Consider the following 18,095-nt stretch of genomic DNA (forward strand, 5'->3'; position numbering starts at 1 on the left):
ATCATAACTTCCCGTATTGCTCGATTACAGATTTACTTAAAATATTCTCTTGCTTTTCAAATGCATAATATAATTGACTAAAAGATGTTATACCATCAGCAAAAAGGCTTCCACTAGTATACGAAACACGCTCTACATCCTGCCATAAATAATGTAATAATTTATTGGCAACTTGCTTTCTATTTAAGTTATCATTATCTTTATCCTTTAAGAAGAAAGGACCGAGCTGTTTGTCTTCTGCTAATCCTAAATCATTTATGATAACATGATTGATTGCTTGATATAGTTTTACCCACTCATACTGATTGTCACTTGTAAAATTAATACTAAAATTATTGACATACCCATTATTTGACTTAATAGGTTCAACTCCGACATATTCAAAGTCGAATCTTCGTTTAAACGCAGTATCAATAACATTAACATTTTGATCACTTGTATTAACTGTACCGATAATATGTAAATTCGATGGAATAATAATCTTATATCCAGCCTTTAAAACACCATTCAAAATAAGGTATTCATAAATAGACTTATTGTTAATACCATACATGCTTTTACCAGTATCATCCCGATCCAATAGCTGGAATATATCACCAAAAATACTAGCAATATCCCCACGAGACATTTCCTCTAAAATAAGATATACATCTATACCACTATCTTGATTTCTTAACGCAGCAAATAGAGCAGTTGTAAAAATTCCTGGTACAAATTCATAAGATATTTTCCCATCTTTTGTTACAGGCATAATATTACCTACAAAATCAAAGTAAGAGTAATCACGATAAATAGTAGTACGGAAAACATAAGGGTTATCATCATATTCATTGTAGCTAGGATAACTTTCTCTTATTAAAGAGCTTATCCTATAACTTTTGCCAGTACCAGGTGCACCATACAACATTATCTGTAGTGGGTGTTCTCTTTGTAGTGGGTGTTCTCTTTCTAGTGGGTGTTCTCTTTCTAGTGGGTGTTCTCTTTGATCTATTGGTAAAAATATTTTACTACTTTTTATAAAGGGTGATAATTTAGGTATAATACTTTCAAATTTATTAATAATAATATCTGCTTGAGTATCTGAAATTGAGGCAAGCCCACCTTGAAGATTTAATGAACTTCCATCATTAAACCAACTATTAATCTCAGAAAGACTTATTGGGTTATCAAATTTATGAACACAACGTAACACAGCTTTATTAGTTTGTGAATCAGGTAACATCAAATAATCAACAATTTGAAAAACACAAACTATGGAACCCGCAGGTTTATTAGATCCCTCTCCAGAATCTTTATTATATCCTAAGCCAAATCTTCCAATTTCTATGTTCTTTTCAGTTGCATAGTTGTATGTAACAATATCACCAACTTCAAGTTGATACCAAGAGAAACCAGATTCTTTAAAGTTTGCAGTTGCTCTCCATAACAATCTCTTTTCATTTTTTGCTACATTAGCTGACTTTGTTTTTTTCTTAGTCATCTTTTTTCGTCTCGCTTTCCAATAAACTTGCGCTTTAGCCCTAATTTCTTTTTCCACATTTAATGTTGATATATCTAGCTCTTGACCTTTTGGTGTTAATAAAATACTACTATTTTGACCTTTACCCTCACGACTTAAAATACCTAAAACTTCTAGCTCTTTAATTGCAAGACTAAATCTTTTAGTAAAATCCTTATAAGGGATTCCTGTTTTCTCTGAAGTATATACAGCTTCAGCATATTCAGCAATATATGGATCCATCTTAATTATTTGAGAGCGTAATTCTGCTGTCGTTAATGAACTACTCGATTGACTAAGTACCTCTAAAATAGGTTTTATTAAATAAGAAACTCTTTCCTCTGTTGTTAAATTATCAATATACCCCATATTATCCCCCACATTTTTCCAATAAAAGAAGTATACCAAATCTCATAATCTAGCTATATTACTTATATTTTATCATAGATAAATTAAATTATGAACATTTCATGAATTACAAAAATGTAACTATCTAGCACTGAAAATAGAAAAGGTCCTAATAGACAAATTAATGACAATTAGGAACCTTTCATATTTTTACTTTTATTATTACTAACACTATATTGAGCTTAATCCCACTAAATTACTCCAACCTTTACTAATCTTCTAGAGATTGGCGGTGATCAATATGAGTACATTCAAAGTGTTATCGCTCATGATTTCCTTTGGCATACTTGTAGCGACCATTATCATGGCAGCAAAGTGATTGACATCTAGCAAAAGCTAGCTTTCTAATCGTGGCATGAAAAAAGGCCCGACATAGAAGTCAGACCATTTCTTCAAATATTTACTTTAGAAGCGAAGTCTGGCGTCGAAACCATTTATGCCTCACTATGATATAAATTATATCATATCTAAATAGGGAAAGGAATCACATAAGTCTTCTTTCCCAATTCTGCGTATAATGAAAAATAATTCATACCTAATAAATTATTAAAGGCTAATCTTTTCCTGATTAACAGTAATAAATAACATTTATACTTATCCCATATTAAGTAGATATTAAATCTAAGTGATTACAAACTACATATAATCTACATATTCAAATTAAATAAGTAAAAATTGACAGAAGAGATTTTTATAATATCAACTATATCTACTATTATAAAGCTTCGAACTAAGTCTTATTGAAAATTCTAATATGTCATATCATCAGCTTCATCAATTATAAAATCACTACTTAACTCTTTATATAAATTATATTTATTTTGATAATCTTCTTCAGCTTTAATTGCTTCCTCCATTCCCTGTTGAATATCTATGTAATCCTCATAGTAACTATATACAGATAATGTAGAAATATCTATATTTTCATTTAAGTCATCTTGATATTCATCAAAATACTTTTGGAATCGCTCTCTATAATCTATCCCAATACCTAGACAGCAATCATTGTAATTGGAATCTTTTAAAGAAATAGCTTCTTGATTCTTTGGAATCGTAGAATCATCATTTGATGATGACTCTCCTTCATTATTTATTTCATATATATCATTACTATTATTTTGAACTGTTTTAAAACAATTACTTATAAATCTATAACCGAAATATATGAGTATGATAAAAATTATAAATCCTATCATAAGATTATCTCCTAAATAAATCCCTACTAAATACAACACTATACTTTTATATGACTATTAAAGACTCAAAGTATACTTATTCGTACATAGTAGAGTTCTTAAATCATCATTATAAAGTATGCTTCTCCCACTAAGTGATGTAGTAATATTTATGTTGATATTACTATCTATATTAGTATATAAATTATTCCTATATTCAGTTACAAATCTAGTCCAAATTGCTCTAGTAAAACTTATACTTAATGGCAAAAATAAAGGATTTAATATGAAGTCTTGATTATAATCAGTTTTCACTTTACCTTGTAAATTTCTCATCATGCTAAATATATTTTTATTATCATTTTCAATTAATTCTATCATTGGAAGAACAATCTGTTTCTCCAAATCAAGATGCTGATCAGTAAAATAGATTTTAAATGCCTCCGTAATGGTGCTTGCTTCATATTCTACGACATTTTTATATCTAATTTTTTTCTCAGTTTTATATTCTGTTTGGGAAATACGAAATCGTCGATTTTTGCCAATAAAACTTAATCGAATTCGTTTATTATTATTAAAAGGTACATTCCTGAAATCAAGGTTAACTGGAATATCCATATAGTAATATTCGTCTGTATGACAATATTTTAGAGTGTTCTCACTCAATGGGGATGTAATAGTAGAAACAGCTATAAGAATTTTATATATACAATAGCAAATATTTAACTTAAAAATTTTTTGTAGAGTAGGAGAGCGATATGAATCAGATTTATAAAATGGAGAATTAGAATCTAATATGATTTCACTAATCATACTTTGGATAACACTATATTGTCGTTTAAAATGCACCATATATAAACGAGAAAATTCTATTAGATTCTGAAATAAAACTTTAGATCCATCATACCCTTTACTTTGGTATTCATCCATACATATACTAAATAAAGTTTTAGGATATAATAAGTGTTCTTTATCAGGGAAAACCTGAATTTTTGTATCAAGAAAATCTGTTAATATAACTGAAATTTTTGTTCGATACCTTTCAATTATAGATTCTATAATCTTATTACTATTAAGATGGTGAGCTGAAAACAATTTATTAAGATTCTTATCTAATGACTGAATCTTGATATCGTTAATAGAAAAAATTTTCTCTAAAACCGCTACCCCTCCATAATAAACTTGCTTTTTCTCACGTTCCTCTTCCTCCCAATCTAATATTCTATCCGCTTCCGAAGTATCAATTTCATAATTTTCATCATCCCAAGACATAATATTCTCCTTTTATTTACTAACAACACAAACGATATAATAATGACTTTAATATAATTTATTTAATTAACATATTAATATTTATAGAAAACTAAGCTCTCTTTTTATAAAAATACTTTAGATATTCTTCTTTTCCTTATACAAAAGATACTTTACATATTTCAATTTAGGAATTAATAAATTCATATTATATAAAAACTAGACTGATAGAGTAAATTTTATACTTACTTAATCAATATATTTTTTTATTACATCACTTATCAAAGTAACTATCAATCAACGCCTGCATCTTCCCCACTTTAGCATAAGGTGTTGTATCTTCTTGCACAAAATTCTTTGTACTTACATTATCCCCAATTGGTCCAAAGATAAAGTTTGTAGCAATACGATAGATAATAGCAGATGGTGCAAATCCATAAACTTGGTTTTCAAGAATATGCTTCAGCCTTGCCGCATCATCTGGGAATTGTTTTCTCATAGATTCATTGTTATATAATCGTTTAACTAATTCCGCGATATACAATCCAGACTTCATATATAAATCAATATAGGTTTTAGTTGGATCATCAAAAATATTAGGATTTTCTTTTTCTAATTCATCAACCATCCGTTTTACTACTTTTTTAGGTGTAAAAATTTGATTTGTTTGTTGTGGTGGAATGTAGTCAAAGATATCTTCTTTATTATCTTCAAAGTAATTAGCAAGTTCTGTTTTTTTACGTAAAAATTCAAGTATCGCTTCATTAAATGTCGGCGCATCAAATAAATGGCCATTAAAACCATCTCCACCATCACGTAGATATCTAAATTGATCTAAAGTGATTCCAGTAACTTCATGGAAGACATCTTCATCTACATAGGTATCAAAATTATCTAGTGTAAGCTGCTCATCACCATAGGCCATAAGGAAACTCGGGATTGTTCTAGCAAAGCCCCGTAGATGACCACGAATTTTTTCTTCATCACTATTCATTCGGTTTTGTAGAGCTTCTACTTCCTGCTGTTTAATAAGCTGTTTTGGCAATTCCTGTAATGTTGTACTAATATCTTTTGTAAACTTATCTTTATATTCTACTTTTACGGCACTAATTACTTCTTCTCGTTCGGTTTCAATAGCTAGCTTTTCCTCTTCTGATTTAGCAGCTTCAATTTTTTCTTTATATTCAGCTTCTTTATGGGCTATGGCTACATTTTGTGCCTTATCATTTTCTTCAGCTACCGTCTTAATTGCATCTTTAATATCTTTTTCAATTCGTTGTGCTGCTCGATTTTTAAGACCATACGTTTCTTGCATTTCCTGAACAATTGGTGTAATAACAGGTGCAGTCACACGAGCTAGCATATCCTCCAATGTCGGTTTTAAATCTTCATTACGTATCGTATTTTCAATATTTATAATTGAACTTCTTAATTTATCTCCAAATAAAGCCTCTTGTTTATTAATAACGATTTCGTCTGGAACAATTGGATTATCATCATCGTCTAAATCAACATCAACAATATCTATGTCATCATTTCCCATAACAACTTTACCTTGAGATGCTTCAGGCAACTCACTTAGAATGTCTAAAACAGTTTGAGTTGCTCTAAAAATACCAGCAATATTATCGAATAAAAGATTTGACATAAAACCACGTTTAACAACTTCTTGAGCTTTAATTTGTTTCGGAATTGTCATTACCTGAGCCGCATCAATCTCTACCATTCGACCTGATGAGTCCTCAGCTATAACAGGGAAGAAGTTTAATAATTCACCGATATTCTCTTTTCTTTCATCAGTCGTACCATGGCCATTAGCAGTCGCCATAGATAAATCATTAGCAAACTTATCATAAATAATCAGTGTACGTTCTGGTGCAAAATCAAATACATAAGCCCGTTCTTTTCTATAGTGTTTACCTTTTTCTGTCCATGAATATGGATTTTGTGCCCTAAAAGCAGCCTGCATATACTGGGCTGGTGACTTCATATTACATAGCATAATAACACCAGTCCACTCAGGAACAGTTACACCTGTAGTCAATTGACCAACAGAAAGTGTAATCGTTTTTTCATTCTCAGCAATAGCCTTCCGAACCGCAGCTAAAGATCTAAGGTTTTCTGTTCCTTCATCTCCTGATTCATAAGCATTTCCTGAGCCTACAGCCAATACAATCCCATAATTTTCAAATGTAGGATGATTTTCTAATAATTTCTTAAGAGCTTTAGCTGAACTTACACGATCTAAAATCCAAAATGTATGCTTTAATTCATTGCGTAAATCTTTTGTAGAGAATGGATATTTTTCATTATGTGTTAAAGTATCAAGCCACGCAACAACTGCTTCTTTATGAACAAATTCACCACTCTCATTAGTAGCAAAGAACTCATTCAAATCAAATGCATAGTCATAGTTTTCACCATCAACAGTTACACCATCATTAATGACATCTAAAACCATCTTAGACATTTGATAGGTAAACATATTTAATTGAGGTAATACTTCGTATGGATTCTCACTTTCACACGTGCTATCCCAATTTTTCTTGGCTTGTTGTTCATCTGCATATGACCAATTATAAATCTGTTCATCACTAAATTGACCTTTGGCGATTGATTTAAATGGTGTACCCGACAAATAAAGGGTCCAACGTCTATGTATATTGCTAAATGCAAAATCGGATTTACGTGTATCCACCGCTTCGTGAGCTTCATCTATGATAACTAAATCCCAATGTAAATCGGCCACCCATTTTAACTTATCGTATTCGCCACCAAAATATTTAGACCCTTTTAAATCTTGTAAGCTAATAAAAGCAATTTGTTTTGCCTCATCATGTTCACTAAGATATTCAATAAATTGTTCTCGGCTCATAGATGGTCTGTCTTTTAAAGAATCGGTACTGCTAACAAATTTATATTCTGTAGTTCCCGCAATAAATTGATCAAAATCGTCATACCATGAATTAGCAACAGCTGGACGATTAGTAAGCACTAAAACATTTGTTACACCTAATCGTTTAAGTAAATCATAGGCTGATAATGTTTTACCAAACCGAGGTTTTGCGTTCCATAGGAATTCACTGTTTTCATGACTATTGAAATAAGCCAATGTTTTTGTAACAGCTTCGTCTTGCTCCTGACGTAATGTGTATTCATTACTTTTTCCTGATTGATAACCTGATACATCATGATGAATAAACTTGTTAAATAAACCTTCTGATTTCTCCGGCGTACCATTAAAATAAAACCACTCCGTTTTCGGTCTACGTTCGATATCATGGAACTTTAAGAAGCTATGAAAATCATGATCTTTAAAATTTAGACCTTTATCTGGTCCTTCTACATATTCAGCTAAATAATTCCATAAAAGTTCTGTTTCAATTGCTGCCGTATGAGTTTGCTCACGAATTCGAGTCTCCACATCCCGTTCCGTGTACCCAATCTTAATCCATCCATCATTAGTGGTAACTTGCGGTGTAGTATATGCATAGATTTTAGGTTCAATAACCTTCCCTGTTTTTATCTCTGTCCCCATTAGTCCATAGCCCTCACTTTGGATTCAATAAAATCTATTTCATCTTGTGAAAGATTATATTTCTTGTACAACTGTTGATCTATATCTTCAATGGACTCAGACCAATCAATATCTGAACTAGGTGTAAAATCTTGAATTGGAACTTTACGCCATGTCTCTTTAGTATTATCTTGTGTAATTTTTAAAATTCCTAACATCGCACGTGAAAATTTACCTTTAATATACTTTAAACAAGCTTTAGCTTCAAATTCTGTTATAAAAGCCCCAATAGCAATAAATGTTTCTGTATACCCAATCAGAGGTTCCCCGATTAAAGGTTCCCCAATTAGGGGCGTAGATAAAACTTCACCTATGGCACCACTACCATTCGCCTTAGGTATAATTATCTTATACTTCTCTAAATTAATAGGATTATTTATATAGTCTTTACGGAACCATTTATATACTCGTTCATTATCAAATCTACCTAATATCTTAATATATTCATTACCATCATTAGGTATATGATTATAAAATAGCTCTCGTAATTTTATAAACGCATTGGAGGCCAAACGTCTATCTGAAACTCGTTTCATAGCATCAGGATAATCATTATAAATTAAATCTGAATACCTATATGCGCCACGATTCGTTACAATTTCAGCTAATGATAGTTCTGACGCTACATTAACCTTCTTCATAATAGAATTTAACTCTTCAAACGATGTAAATGTTTCTATTGCACCATAATCTTTATGTTTATCAAATATGGTTATGGCTATTCCACCTTTTATATCTGTATTAGGAAATACCTTATCACTATTTTGTTCATAATAAGGAACTTTAACATGTGGATTTTTAAGAATCTCTCTATTCCATTTTTTAGGTGTCCCTCCTGCATTAAATAAAAATCTTGCAGGAGTAATTAAACAAGCTTTCTCCCCCACTTCAATTGCAGAATCAATAAATTTATGATAAATGGGCATATCTTTTGTACTTGTACCTTGTGCCTCTTCTTGATACGGCGGATTCCCAATTACAACATCAAATTTCATAATTTCATCTCCCTTGGAAATTGCATCCATAGATACTAACACTTTATTTTGCCAATCCTTGACTAATGTAAACTTATCCCCCTTCTCCTCTTGATTGTTTACTTCATCAAATAAATTAAGCTGAACACTTTCCGTTAAGTTATCCGAATATGGAGTTTGTTTAGTTAAACCATTCATTTGGAATATATTATAAGAGATAATAGTTGCTATTTGTTTAATTACCTTCATAGTTGGTAATTTACCAAATTTATAATCATAATGTTCACAGAATGATAATAATAGGTTTTCACGAGCTAATAGTAATGAATCACCTTGCAACTCATAGCCATAACTTGATTCATAAGCTATTTTAGACCATTTAATAAACTCTTTCTCCGTAGTTCCTTCTTCCGCTATTCTTTGCAATTTCCGGTCTAAAAAACCAGCACGCTTATCAACAGGAATAATATCACCAGAAACAGAATCATAACGAGTTACAATATATGGTGACTCACCGCAGGCAAGCTCTAACCAACGTAAAGCAATAAAGCTTTCAAAAGAAATATCCCCGATTTCATTCATTACAATAGATACCTGCTTATCAACAAGCCAAGGTGGGGTAAATACTTCACCACGTTTACGAGTACGTAATTCTTGATTTCGTTTATTCTTTTCAACACGTGGTTGAATAATGGAATCATAAGAACCTATAATTAGATTTTTTTTAATAGGCTGGTCAGCACAAAAAGGCTTCCCCATACCTTCATAAGAAGGAGAAGCCCATACAATATTTTTATTTGTTGTTCGATCTTTTAGTAAAATTGTCAACAGCGTTCCAGAATCATTAGCAATCCCTTCTTCACTAATATCCACTGTTAATAATTGCATATAAGCCTCATTTCAAATTAATAATACATTTGTAATCATTATATAATTATTCATCTAAATTTTAAAGTACACCCTACTTTATAGAATTATAATGCACTAAATAAGTAATAATAATCATCACATACAACATCATATGTATTATATAAATAAAATACCACATCATATGAGACAAAAACACCTCGATATGATGTGGCATTGATTTTTTACAATCTACTCTATCAATATATATTAAATGTAATACTACTTTTCGGATTCTTCAATTTCGGAAATCCATATTGCTCTAAAGCATATAAAACATTTTGAATAGATATTTTCAAATTACCTTTAGATACCCTACAATTACGTTTTCATTTCATTCGTTCAAGTCGTTCATCTATCAGGTTTCACCACGTCAGTAATTAATCGTCCTAAATCAATAGCATTTTTAGATGTAATAACAGGTTTACCTGTTCTAGATTCAATAGATTTACGCGCATCACCAGCGATAGAACCGCCATCTTGAGCAACCTGTTTATTTTCCTCTAATCCTTGTGGATTTTTAGCTTCTGCAATATCTTTAGTTGCTGTTTCTGCCAACATATTTAAAATAAGCTCCGTAGTAGACATATTATCTCTCAGGTTTTCCTTTTTAAGGCCTTTAAAATCCTTATACTCTCGAGTAGTCATTCCGGACCAAGCTTTTGAAATTTCATTGGTTAAGATAGCATATTCATTGCTACCCTTAACACCATGATCTTGCCATGTATCTGTAAGTTCTTTACGCACTTGAATAGCCTGTAATCGTTGGTTAATCCATTCTCGGCTATATCCCTTACGAGCATATGATTCTAAAGCTCTATCAATCGTGAGTTCCGGATCAATGATTTCATCAATACGTTCTTTACCAACCTCTGCTAACCACATTTTAAAAGGTTCTGCCTTAGGCGATGGAACAGATTGTATGATACGAAAAATACCTTGCATATCAGCTACATCAGTCTTATATGACTTACCATCTGTCGACTTAAGTTTCAGTTGTCGACAAAATGTCGACAACTCACTTCGTTCTTCTTCTGACATACGTTTTTTCACTCGATACCAATAATCACGTGGATTATTGCTTTCAGTCAGAGAACCTATAACATCGACTACACTAAAATACCACTCCTCTCTTTCGTTATCCCAAACCGAACGAATTTGACTACCTTCAAACATCTTTATATCATCACTCATACATCTTCCTCCTCTCTTTAAATACAAATATATGTTCTATATTATTATCTATAGTATACGACTTTTACCATAAGAAATAAAGATATTTTCTAAAAATATATAGTTTGTTATAACCTTTACCACACACAAAAAGCCCTCTATCGTAAGGCATATACCTTGCAACAGAGAGCCTATAGTTACATGAAAAGCTAACCTATTGTGCGAGTTACTTCACAGGGTATTTTTAGCTTTCCTTACATTGTCTATTATTTCGTATTCTTAATATCAACCGTCGCCATATCGTTTGGCATCTTAGCCCCAAGCCCACTTTGGAATGTGTTATAGTAGTCCTTATTGTTATTAGTATCTATATATTGCACAATATCTCGCAAATCTTTTTCGACCAAAGAGCTAGTATTATAGGTCATAATAAAGTGATTGTATACGTATTGTTTATCATGTGATATTAACATATATATTGTTGTTTTAGGACGCTTAATTTGCATATATACGGATGGCATGGCATCATTCCAAACGGTAGCAAATTGGATCGGTTGTCGTTTCGAGTACTTGTCATTTAAGATAATACTGCGTACGGCTTTCGGGAAAATCTTCTCTGGATGTTGTATATCTTCATCCTCAACAGGCATCACCATGATACCTTCTCTATACTGATCGCTATCGTATACATACATATACGAATTATTTTTATCCTCCCGAATCATTTTACTTGTTTTTAGCGTTAAGAATGTAAAATCATTAATTTTTAAAGCTTTACTTTTTGAAAGAATATCCTTCGCTGGTTCAATGGATGGTAATACATAATTTACCAACGGTGACATTATCATATCTTGAGCCTTATCAACACCTTGTGCTTTTAACACACTAAACTGTTTTCTAGGCATAAAATTATAACCCACATGATACGAAATTGTCGGTGTATTTTTCATCGTAAAATTAAGGCTTCCTACCATTGGTACATCCTTAGCATACGTTACATCCCATGTTGCTTTTTCAACCGTAGGATACGTAAATTTACCAGCATATAATGAATGATCATCACCACGAAATACGCCGGCTGTTTTCTCTGCAATAGCTTTCATATCATCAATAGTCAGCTTGCTATAAGGAATCTTACTATCTTCCCAATTATTTCCTGCTGGTTGATGACGCAACTCATAACCAATTACGCCATTAGGGCTCATAATCATTGCATTTCTGAAAATAGATGTACCATCTTCAATTTTTTCAGTATTGCCATATCGACTCGAGTAGGGCATAGTGAATTTTATATTGGCCCCATCCTCTTTCAAAATAAATACAGATGAAGAAAAATCCAATGCATGGTTCAACTCACGATTAGAATAAATGACATCATTTAAATCTAATTCACCATTACCTACTACTTGTTTTGGCATATATGTTTTTATATCCGTTTCAACATTCCGTTCCATCTGCCGTGCATCTGCATCAGTCTTACGATAGTTCTGATACGAATCCTTAGATACCGTCGGATCTGCACCTGGTATATTAATATCAATTGCTTGGCTACCTAATGTCACAAAACTAAAACATAGTGCAGCCATTAACGCACGTTTCATCATAAACTCTCATCCTTTCACATAATGTCTCCCCAATATTATATATATAGAATATCATATTTCATTTGACTCATAGTAGTATAATATAAATATAGGAACAAGGAGGTAATTACTATGAAATTTACAAAACGTATACTCATCATGACTGCTTTAGCCGTAACCGCTGTTGTATCTACTGGATTTGCTTACGATTATGTATGCAATAACTCTCAGTACAATTGCAACACTAACACACAATACAACTCCGATAACAATACGAACAATACTAACTATGCAACATCCAACAATAACAACCAAAATTATTGTGGTCCAAACTCAAATTTTAGAGGATGCGGCGGATATAGAAGATAATTTAGTAAGTATACTAAAAGCCTATAGTACTAAACATGTACTATAGGCTTTTGTCGTATATTACAAGAACACTATTTAATTCATCAAAATACAGTTAGGCTCAATATGGCAACATGCATTTATCAGGAGTTCATTCTGTTAAAGTATTCAATGGCCTTTGGTGTAAAACCAATATAGGTATTACCGGCTGCATATGGTCCTAATTCATATGGTTGGTAAACTAGATCAATGTTCCCCTTACCGCGTAAGCAATAGTTATCGGTTACATATTTTACACTCCATCCACTTGGAATATAGCTCTTTGTGTGATTACCTGTATAATAGCTTAATACATGGGCTCGTAAGCCATTATCTAATTGTGCTGCATTCGCTATTTTTACATAGTTATATAATGGGATGCGTTGACCTGTTACTTTATTATATACAAGACCTCTTGTATTATACATACCATGAGCAGCTCCGGCGTAGTAATAATAGGTCGTTAGTAGGATTGAAACAACTTGACTATCCTCATAGGTAACCTTATAGTTTTGAGAAACTTGATAAATATGTTGGTTGTAATACATATCCTTTGCTTTGAGTACATAATTGGCAATATCGGTATTAATGACTCTTTGAGCATAAGCATGGTCTGTATAAACTAAAGGATACTTTAAATCTAAATTTGCGTCTGATTGACTACCTGTAACAACAGTTGCATACGTTGGTACAGTTAACATAACACCTAACATAGAGGTCATACATAGCTTTTTAAAGATTCCCATAATACTGTCTCCTTTTAACTAACACCTTTAAATAGGTTTATTACTGTGTTAGTTCTACAAGCTACGATAAAACTCCTCTTTTACTATTTCACTTTTCTCATAATTTATTCATTATATAAAATAGCCAAAACTATCTACTATTTCACACTAAATGTTAGGAAGAACTCCGCCTAATACAGCAATAATAAGTCCAAGTGCAATCATCCAAATTGATATAAACCTTAAAACAAAGGAAATATGTGTATAGATTTGTATAGTAAATTGATTATAATCAATAGCATCTTTAATCACCTTATCCCCTACTTTTTTCATAACTACATCTAATACAAAGGGATCTTTTGTGATAGATAATTTATAGGTACCTGGACCCGCATCAAAGGTATATAATTCCATTCTAGAGTGAGTAATGCCATTAACTCGGGCGCGCATAATAGATAGAAATAAAGGAATTGTACTTCCCGTTTTTTCATCAACTAAGTTAAAACCAAATTCGCCAATAGGCGCCTTTGTAAACATTTTTCCACTAAGCCATAGGCCATAAGTACCTGCTCGCTCTAACGTAAAAGTGCCTTCTTTATTTACATAGGGCATTTCATAGAGCATCTTGGCGCTACCAAAGCGAATCGTGTATTTCATACTTTCACCATACAAAAAAGGACCCTCCAAAGAGAGTCCTTAGTCTGTATTGTTATGCTATTAAGCGTTTTTAGCTACTTCAACAAGTTTAGCGAATGCTGCTGCATCGTTAACTGCCAAGTCAGCCAACATTTTACGGTTAACTTCAACGCCTGCTTTAGCTAGACCAGCGATGAAACGGCTGTAAGTTGTGCCATTGATGCGAGCCGCTGCGTTGATACGAGCGATCCACAATTGACGGAATTCGCGTTTTTTCGCACGACGGTCACGACGAGCGTAGTACAACGCTTTCATTACTGTTTCATTAGCTTTTTTGAACAAACGGGAACGTGTGCCGCGGTAACCTTTAGCTAATTTTAAAATCTTTTTATGACGTGCATGAGCTGTAACGCCTTTTTTCACTCTTGCCATTGTATATTCCTCCTAAATTACGATGTATCGATCTAATAGTTAACGATTAAGCGTATGGTAAGCATTTAGCTACGCGTTTGTGGTCAGCTTTTGCAACCAATGTAGCTTTACGCAAATTACGTTTACGAGCTGGAGATTTTTTCTCAAGAATGTGGCTTTTGAAAGCTTTTGCACGCTTGAATTCACCAGTACCAGTTACTGCGAAACGTTTAGCCGCTGCACGACGAGTTTTAATTTTTGGCATAATTATAATCCTCCCAAAACATTATTTACTTACTAAAATCATGGTCATGTTACGACCTTCTAATTTAGCTGCTTTTTCAATAGACGCTGTTTCTTTGAGTTCTTCAGCGAAACGTGTCAACACTGCCATGCCTAGTTCTGGATGTGAAAGTTCACGACCGCGGAACATGATAGTTACTTTTACTTTGTTACCTTCACCCAAGAATTTGGATGCGTTTTTCATTTTTACGTAAAAGTCATGGTCTTCAATATGTGGACGTAACTTAACTTCTTTTAAAGTTACGATTTTTTGTTTCTTCTTCGCTTCTTTCTCGCGTTTTTGTTGTTCATAACGATATTTACCATAGTTCATAATGCGAGCTACTGGTGGTTTAGCGTTAGGTGCAATTTCCACAAGATCAAGATGCTTTTCTTCAGCCAATGCCAACGCCTCACGGCCAGACATAATGCCGATTTGTTCGTTTTCAGGACCTACGACACGAAGTTCACGAGCACGAATCTCTTCATTAATGCGTGGTGTATCCTTGCTAATAGCGTTCACCTCCAAGAGAATAAAAAAAACGGACGGCAAACACCATCCGAATAGAGTTCTCTATATTAACCTCATACTTCTTGGTATTAGGTGAGTGGCGGATGGCCTCTGCTTCATAAATTACTTAATTATAATAACAAATCGAATGGTGAAAGTCAATAAAAAATATTGAGCTTTTAACAATGAATTTACTATTACAACTCTTATAGTATAACAGACATTATAAGTTCTGTATATAGGTATACTTACTGACACCTCTCGCTCTTTATGTATACAATATTCTTATAAATTATACAGCTAATTCTATAGAAAATACGATACAATAATAGTTATAGAATAATCTATCTTATATAGTGTACTTTATAGAATAGCGTATATTATAGGATAGTGTACTTTATAGAATAGTATACTTTATAGGATAGTTTAGCTTATATAGTTCACCTTATTTATTATTATACAGTAATAGGTATTACACAAATTGAAAGGAGTTTTATTATGAGTGTAACAACTACTGCCCCTCCACAAAAGGCGCGTACAACTGCTCAAAATATTGGACTTATTTTATCCTTCATTGTTCTAGGTGGTATTTTATTATTGCCTACACCGGAAACATTATCTACCGGTGGTCATCGTATGATCGGTGTGCTCGCTTTTGCCATCATCTTATGGATGACCTCAGCCGTTTCCTATCCAGTGAGTGCTACTATGATTACAGCACTTACGGCGCTACTGTTAGGGTTTTCACCGAATCCCGAAGCACCTGCCAAGGCTATGGGTACCGCTAATGCATTAAAGCTTATCATTTCTGGTTACTCTTCACCGGCTATGATTCTTGTAGGCGCTGCCATGTTTATCTCTGTAGCTATGCGCAAAACAGGTCTCGATCGTCGTATTGCCATGTTAGTATTGTCTAGCGTTGGTACTAAGGTAAGCCGTATTTATTTAGGTGTTATTATTACAGGACTTATCCTCGCCTTCTTCGTACCAAGTGCAACGGCTCGTATTGCTTGCTTAGCACCGATTATCATCGGTATTGTTGAAAATTTGGGTATTGAACGTAAAAGCCGTGTAGCAGCTCTACTCATGGTAGGCGCCGTACAGGCCGATACGTTCTGGAATATTATGATTCAAACGGCGGCCGCACAAAATCTTGTGGCTGTAGGCTTTATACAAACTCAGATGAATACATCTATTAGCTGGATAGATTGGCTTACCGCAGCGGCTCCATTCTCTATTGTTATGGTTATCATTGCCTACTTCTTAACTCAAGCATTAATTAAGCCGGAGTTCAAAGAACTTGTAGGTGGTGATGTACAACTCACTAAAATGCGCCAAGAAATCGGTCCTATGAGCACTGATGAAAAGAAACTATTATGTATCTCGATTGGACTACTTGCATTGTGGGCTACCGGTGGTAAGCTCCATTCTATCGACACAACAACTACAACAATCGTGGCTATCGCATTGTTCTTCTTCCCTAAAATTGGTATTATGGACTGGAAATTTGCACAGCCAAACATCGACTGGGGTTCCATCGTTATGTTTGGTGCTGGTATCGGCCTTGGCTCTGTATTACTGAAAACAAAGGCAGCCACTTGGCTTGCTCAAGTATTCGTAAATGCATTCTCACTTGAAAGTGCTAGTGTATTTATCTTAATTGCTGTAATGGCGGCCTTCCTCATTGTCATTCACCTAGGATTTGCATCTGCTACAGCCCTCTCCTCTGCTATGATTCCTATCGTTATATCCATCGTAGTAGGACATAACGCAGAAGGTCTTAACCCAATCGGCGTAACCATGCTTATGCAATATGCGATCTGCTTCGGTCTTGTATTACCAGTAAACTCACCACAAGGTATGGTGGCTTACGGTACAGACACATTCGACGTAAAAACATTTATGACTACAGGCATTCCATTGACTATTATTGGCTATGTTATGATGCTCGTATTTGCCCTAACATACTGGCACTGGATTGGAATTGCTTAACATCAATAAATCAGAACCACCCGTAAAACGGGTGGTTTGCTCACGGGCTATAAGCCCGTAGTACTAGGCCAGCGTCTAAAGGCGCTGGCTTTCACTACGTTCAAGCCGCATAGCCATTGACTCGTAACGCTCCCCTTAAAGGGGATATGTATTACTTGCTACCCTTAAAAGGGTCCTCATATTCTTTTACACTAAGTTTATCTTTCATTTGGTCATGTAACTCTTGCTCACGTATATATTTTTTTACGGTAGCTTCATTTAATCCTACTGTACTTACATAATATCCCTCGGACCAAAAGTGTCTATTTCCAAATTTATACTTTAAGTTTGCGTATTTATCGAACATCATTAGCGCACTTTTACCCTTTAGATATCCCATAAAAGATGAAACTGATATTTTAGGTGGAATTAACACTAGCATATGCACATGATCTGCCATAAGCTCCCCCTCTATAATCTTGACGCCCTTATATTCACATAAACGTCTCAGTATTTCACGTAAACTATTTCTGTATTGATTATATATAACTTTACGTCTATACTTAGGTGTAAATACTATGTGGTATTTGCATAACCATTTTGTGTGCGCAAGGCTCTGTGTCTTTG

At 33.5% G+C, this 18,095-nt stretch carries 16 protein-coding genes; 3 read left to right on the forward strand and 13 right to left on the reverse strand.

Going from position 1 to position 18,095, the window contains the following annotated elements:
* Nucleotide 1: 1 nt before the first annotated feature.
* Nucleotides 2-1,867 (reverse strand): AAA family ATPase, encoded by a 1,866-nt coding sequence (locus VRHSUH09_RS10270; RefSeq protein ID WP_105082118.1) that lies wholly within the window; start codon nucleotides 1,865-1,867, stop codon nucleotides 2-4.
* A gap of 307 nt (nucleotides 1,868-2,174) precedes the next feature.
* On the opposite strand from VRHSUH09_RS10270, the gene VRHSUH09_RS10715 reads away from it, so the two are divergent.
* Entirely contained in the window at nucleotides 2,175-2,225 is a 51-nt protein-coding gene (locus VRHSUH09_RS10715) for a hypothetical protein (protein WP_353511575.1), read from the forward strand.
* 430 nt (nucleotides 2,226-2,655) lie between these two features.
* On the opposite strand, the gene VRHSUH09_RS10275 is transcribed toward VRHSUH09_RS10715, so the two are convergent.
* From VRHSUH09_RS10275 to VRHSUH09_RS10300, 6 genes are all read right to left on the reverse strand, one after another.
* Complete coding sequence (locus VRHSUH09_RS10275; protein ID WP_054748377.1) at nucleotides 2,656-3,102, reverse strand: hypothetical protein; 447 nt, start codon at nucleotides 3,100-3,102, stop codon at nucleotides 2,656-2,658.
* A gap of 57 nt (nucleotides 3,103-3,159) precedes the next feature.
* Complete coding sequence (locus VRHSUH09_RS10280) at nucleotides 3,160-4,353, reverse strand: hypothetical protein (protein WP_105082119.1); 1,194 nt, start codon at nucleotides 4,351-4,353, stop codon at nucleotides 3,160-3,162.
* A gap of 253 nt (nucleotides 4,354-4,606) precedes the next feature.
* Nucleotides 4,607-7,870: a DEAD/DEAH box helicase family protein gene (locus tag VRHSUH09_RS10285; protein WP_105082120.1), complete on the reverse strand. Its 3,264-nt coding sequence runs from the start codon at nucleotides 7,868-7,870 to the stop codon at nucleotides 4,607-4,609.
* A complete protein-coding gene (locus VRHSUH09_RS10290; protein ID WP_105082121.1) occupies nucleotides 7,870-9,771 on the reverse strand; it encodes an Eco57I restriction-modification methylase domain-containing protein in 1,902 nt (633 codons plus the stop codon). Before VRHSUH09_RS10290 ends, VRHSUH09_RS10285 begins: the two co-directional genes overlap by 1 nt.
* 369 nt (nucleotides 9,772-10,140) lie before the next feature.
* Nucleotides 10,141-10,983 carry a BRO family protein gene (locus VRHSUH09_RS10295; RefSeq protein ID WP_054748383.1) on the reverse strand — a complete coding sequence of 281 codons (843 nt, stop codon included), beginning with the start codon at nucleotides 10,981-10,983 and terminating at the stop codon, nucleotides 10,141-10,143.
* A gap of 245 nt (nucleotides 10,984-11,228) precedes the next feature.
* A complete protein-coding gene (locus VRHSUH09_RS10300) occupies nucleotides 11,229-12,566 on the reverse strand; it encodes a hypothetical protein (protein WP_105082122.1) in 1,338 nt (445 codons plus the stop codon).
* 111 nt (nucleotides 12,567-12,677) lie between these two features.
* Between VRHSUH09_RS10300 and VRHSUH09_RS10450 the strand changes: the two genes are divergently transcribed.
* Nucleotides 12,678-12,914, forward strand: coding sequence for a hypothetical protein (locus VRHSUH09_RS10450; protein WP_155810143.1), 237 nt, complete (start codon nucleotides 12,678-12,680; stop codon nucleotides 12,912-12,914).
* A 122-nt stretch (nucleotides 12,915-13,036) separates the two neighbouring features.
* On the opposite strand, the gene VRHSUH09_RS10310 is transcribed toward VRHSUH09_RS10450, so the two are convergent.
* From VRHSUH09_RS10310 to infC, 5 genes are all read right to left on the reverse strand, one after another.
* Nucleotides 13,037-13,678: a polysaccharide deacetylase family protein gene (locus VRHSUH09_RS10310; protein WP_054748384.1), complete on the reverse strand. Its 642-nt coding sequence runs from the start codon at nucleotides 13,676-13,678 to the stop codon at nucleotides 13,037-13,039.
* A 147-nt stretch (nucleotides 13,679-13,825) separates the two neighbouring features.
* Nucleotides 13,826-14,314 carry a hypothetical protein gene (locus VRHSUH09_RS10315; protein WP_105082126.1) on the reverse strand — a complete coding sequence of 163 codons (489 nt, stop codon included), beginning with the start codon at nucleotides 14,312-14,314 and terminating at the stop codon, nucleotides 13,826-13,828.
* A gap of 60 nt (nucleotides 14,315-14,374) precedes the next feature.
* The gene (gene rplT / locus VRHSUH09_RS10320; RefSeq protein ID WP_004696335.1) at nucleotides 14,375-14,725 is read right to left on the reverse strand and encodes a 50S ribosomal protein L20; all 351 of its coding nucleotides are present in this window, start codon (nucleotides 14,723-14,725) and stop codon (nucleotides 14,375-14,377) included.
* Between the two features lie 46 nt (nucleotides 14,726-14,771).
* Nucleotides 14,772-14,969 (reverse strand): 50S ribosomal protein L35, encoded by a 198-nt coding sequence (rpmI, locus tag VRHSUH09_RS10325; protein WP_004696338.1) that lies wholly within the window; start codon nucleotides 14,967-14,969, stop codon nucleotides 14,772-14,774.
* A gap of 21 nt (nucleotides 14,970-14,990) precedes the next feature.
* Entirely contained in the window at nucleotides 14,991-15,509 is a 519-nt protein-coding gene (gene infC / locus VRHSUH09_RS10330) for a translation initiation factor IF-3 (RefSeq protein WP_005386139.1), read from the reverse strand.
* A gap of 486 nt (nucleotides 15,510-15,995) precedes the next feature.
* Here infC and VRHSUH09_RS10335 point away from each other — a divergent pair, with 486 nt between their 5' ends.
* Nucleotides 15,996-17,489: a DASS family sodium-coupled anion symporter gene (locus VRHSUH09_RS10335; RefSeq protein ID WP_105082124.1), complete on the forward strand. Its 1,494-nt coding sequence runs from the start codon at nucleotides 15,996-15,998 to the stop codon at nucleotides 17,487-17,489.
* A 151-nt stretch (nucleotides 17,490-17,640) separates the two neighbouring features.
* Here the strand turns inward: VRHSUH09_RS10335 and tnpA are convergent.
* A partial coding sequence (gene tnpA, locus VRHSUH09_RS10340) for an IS200/IS605 family transposase (RefSeq protein ID WP_105082127.1) occupies nucleotides 17,641-18,095 on the reverse strand: 455 nt, incomplete at its 5' end.

It is taken from the genome of Veillonella rogosae JCM 15642 (assembly GCF_002959775.1).
Lineage (GTDB): Bacteria > Bacillota > Negativicutes > Veillonellales > Veillonellaceae > Veillonella > Veillonella rogosae.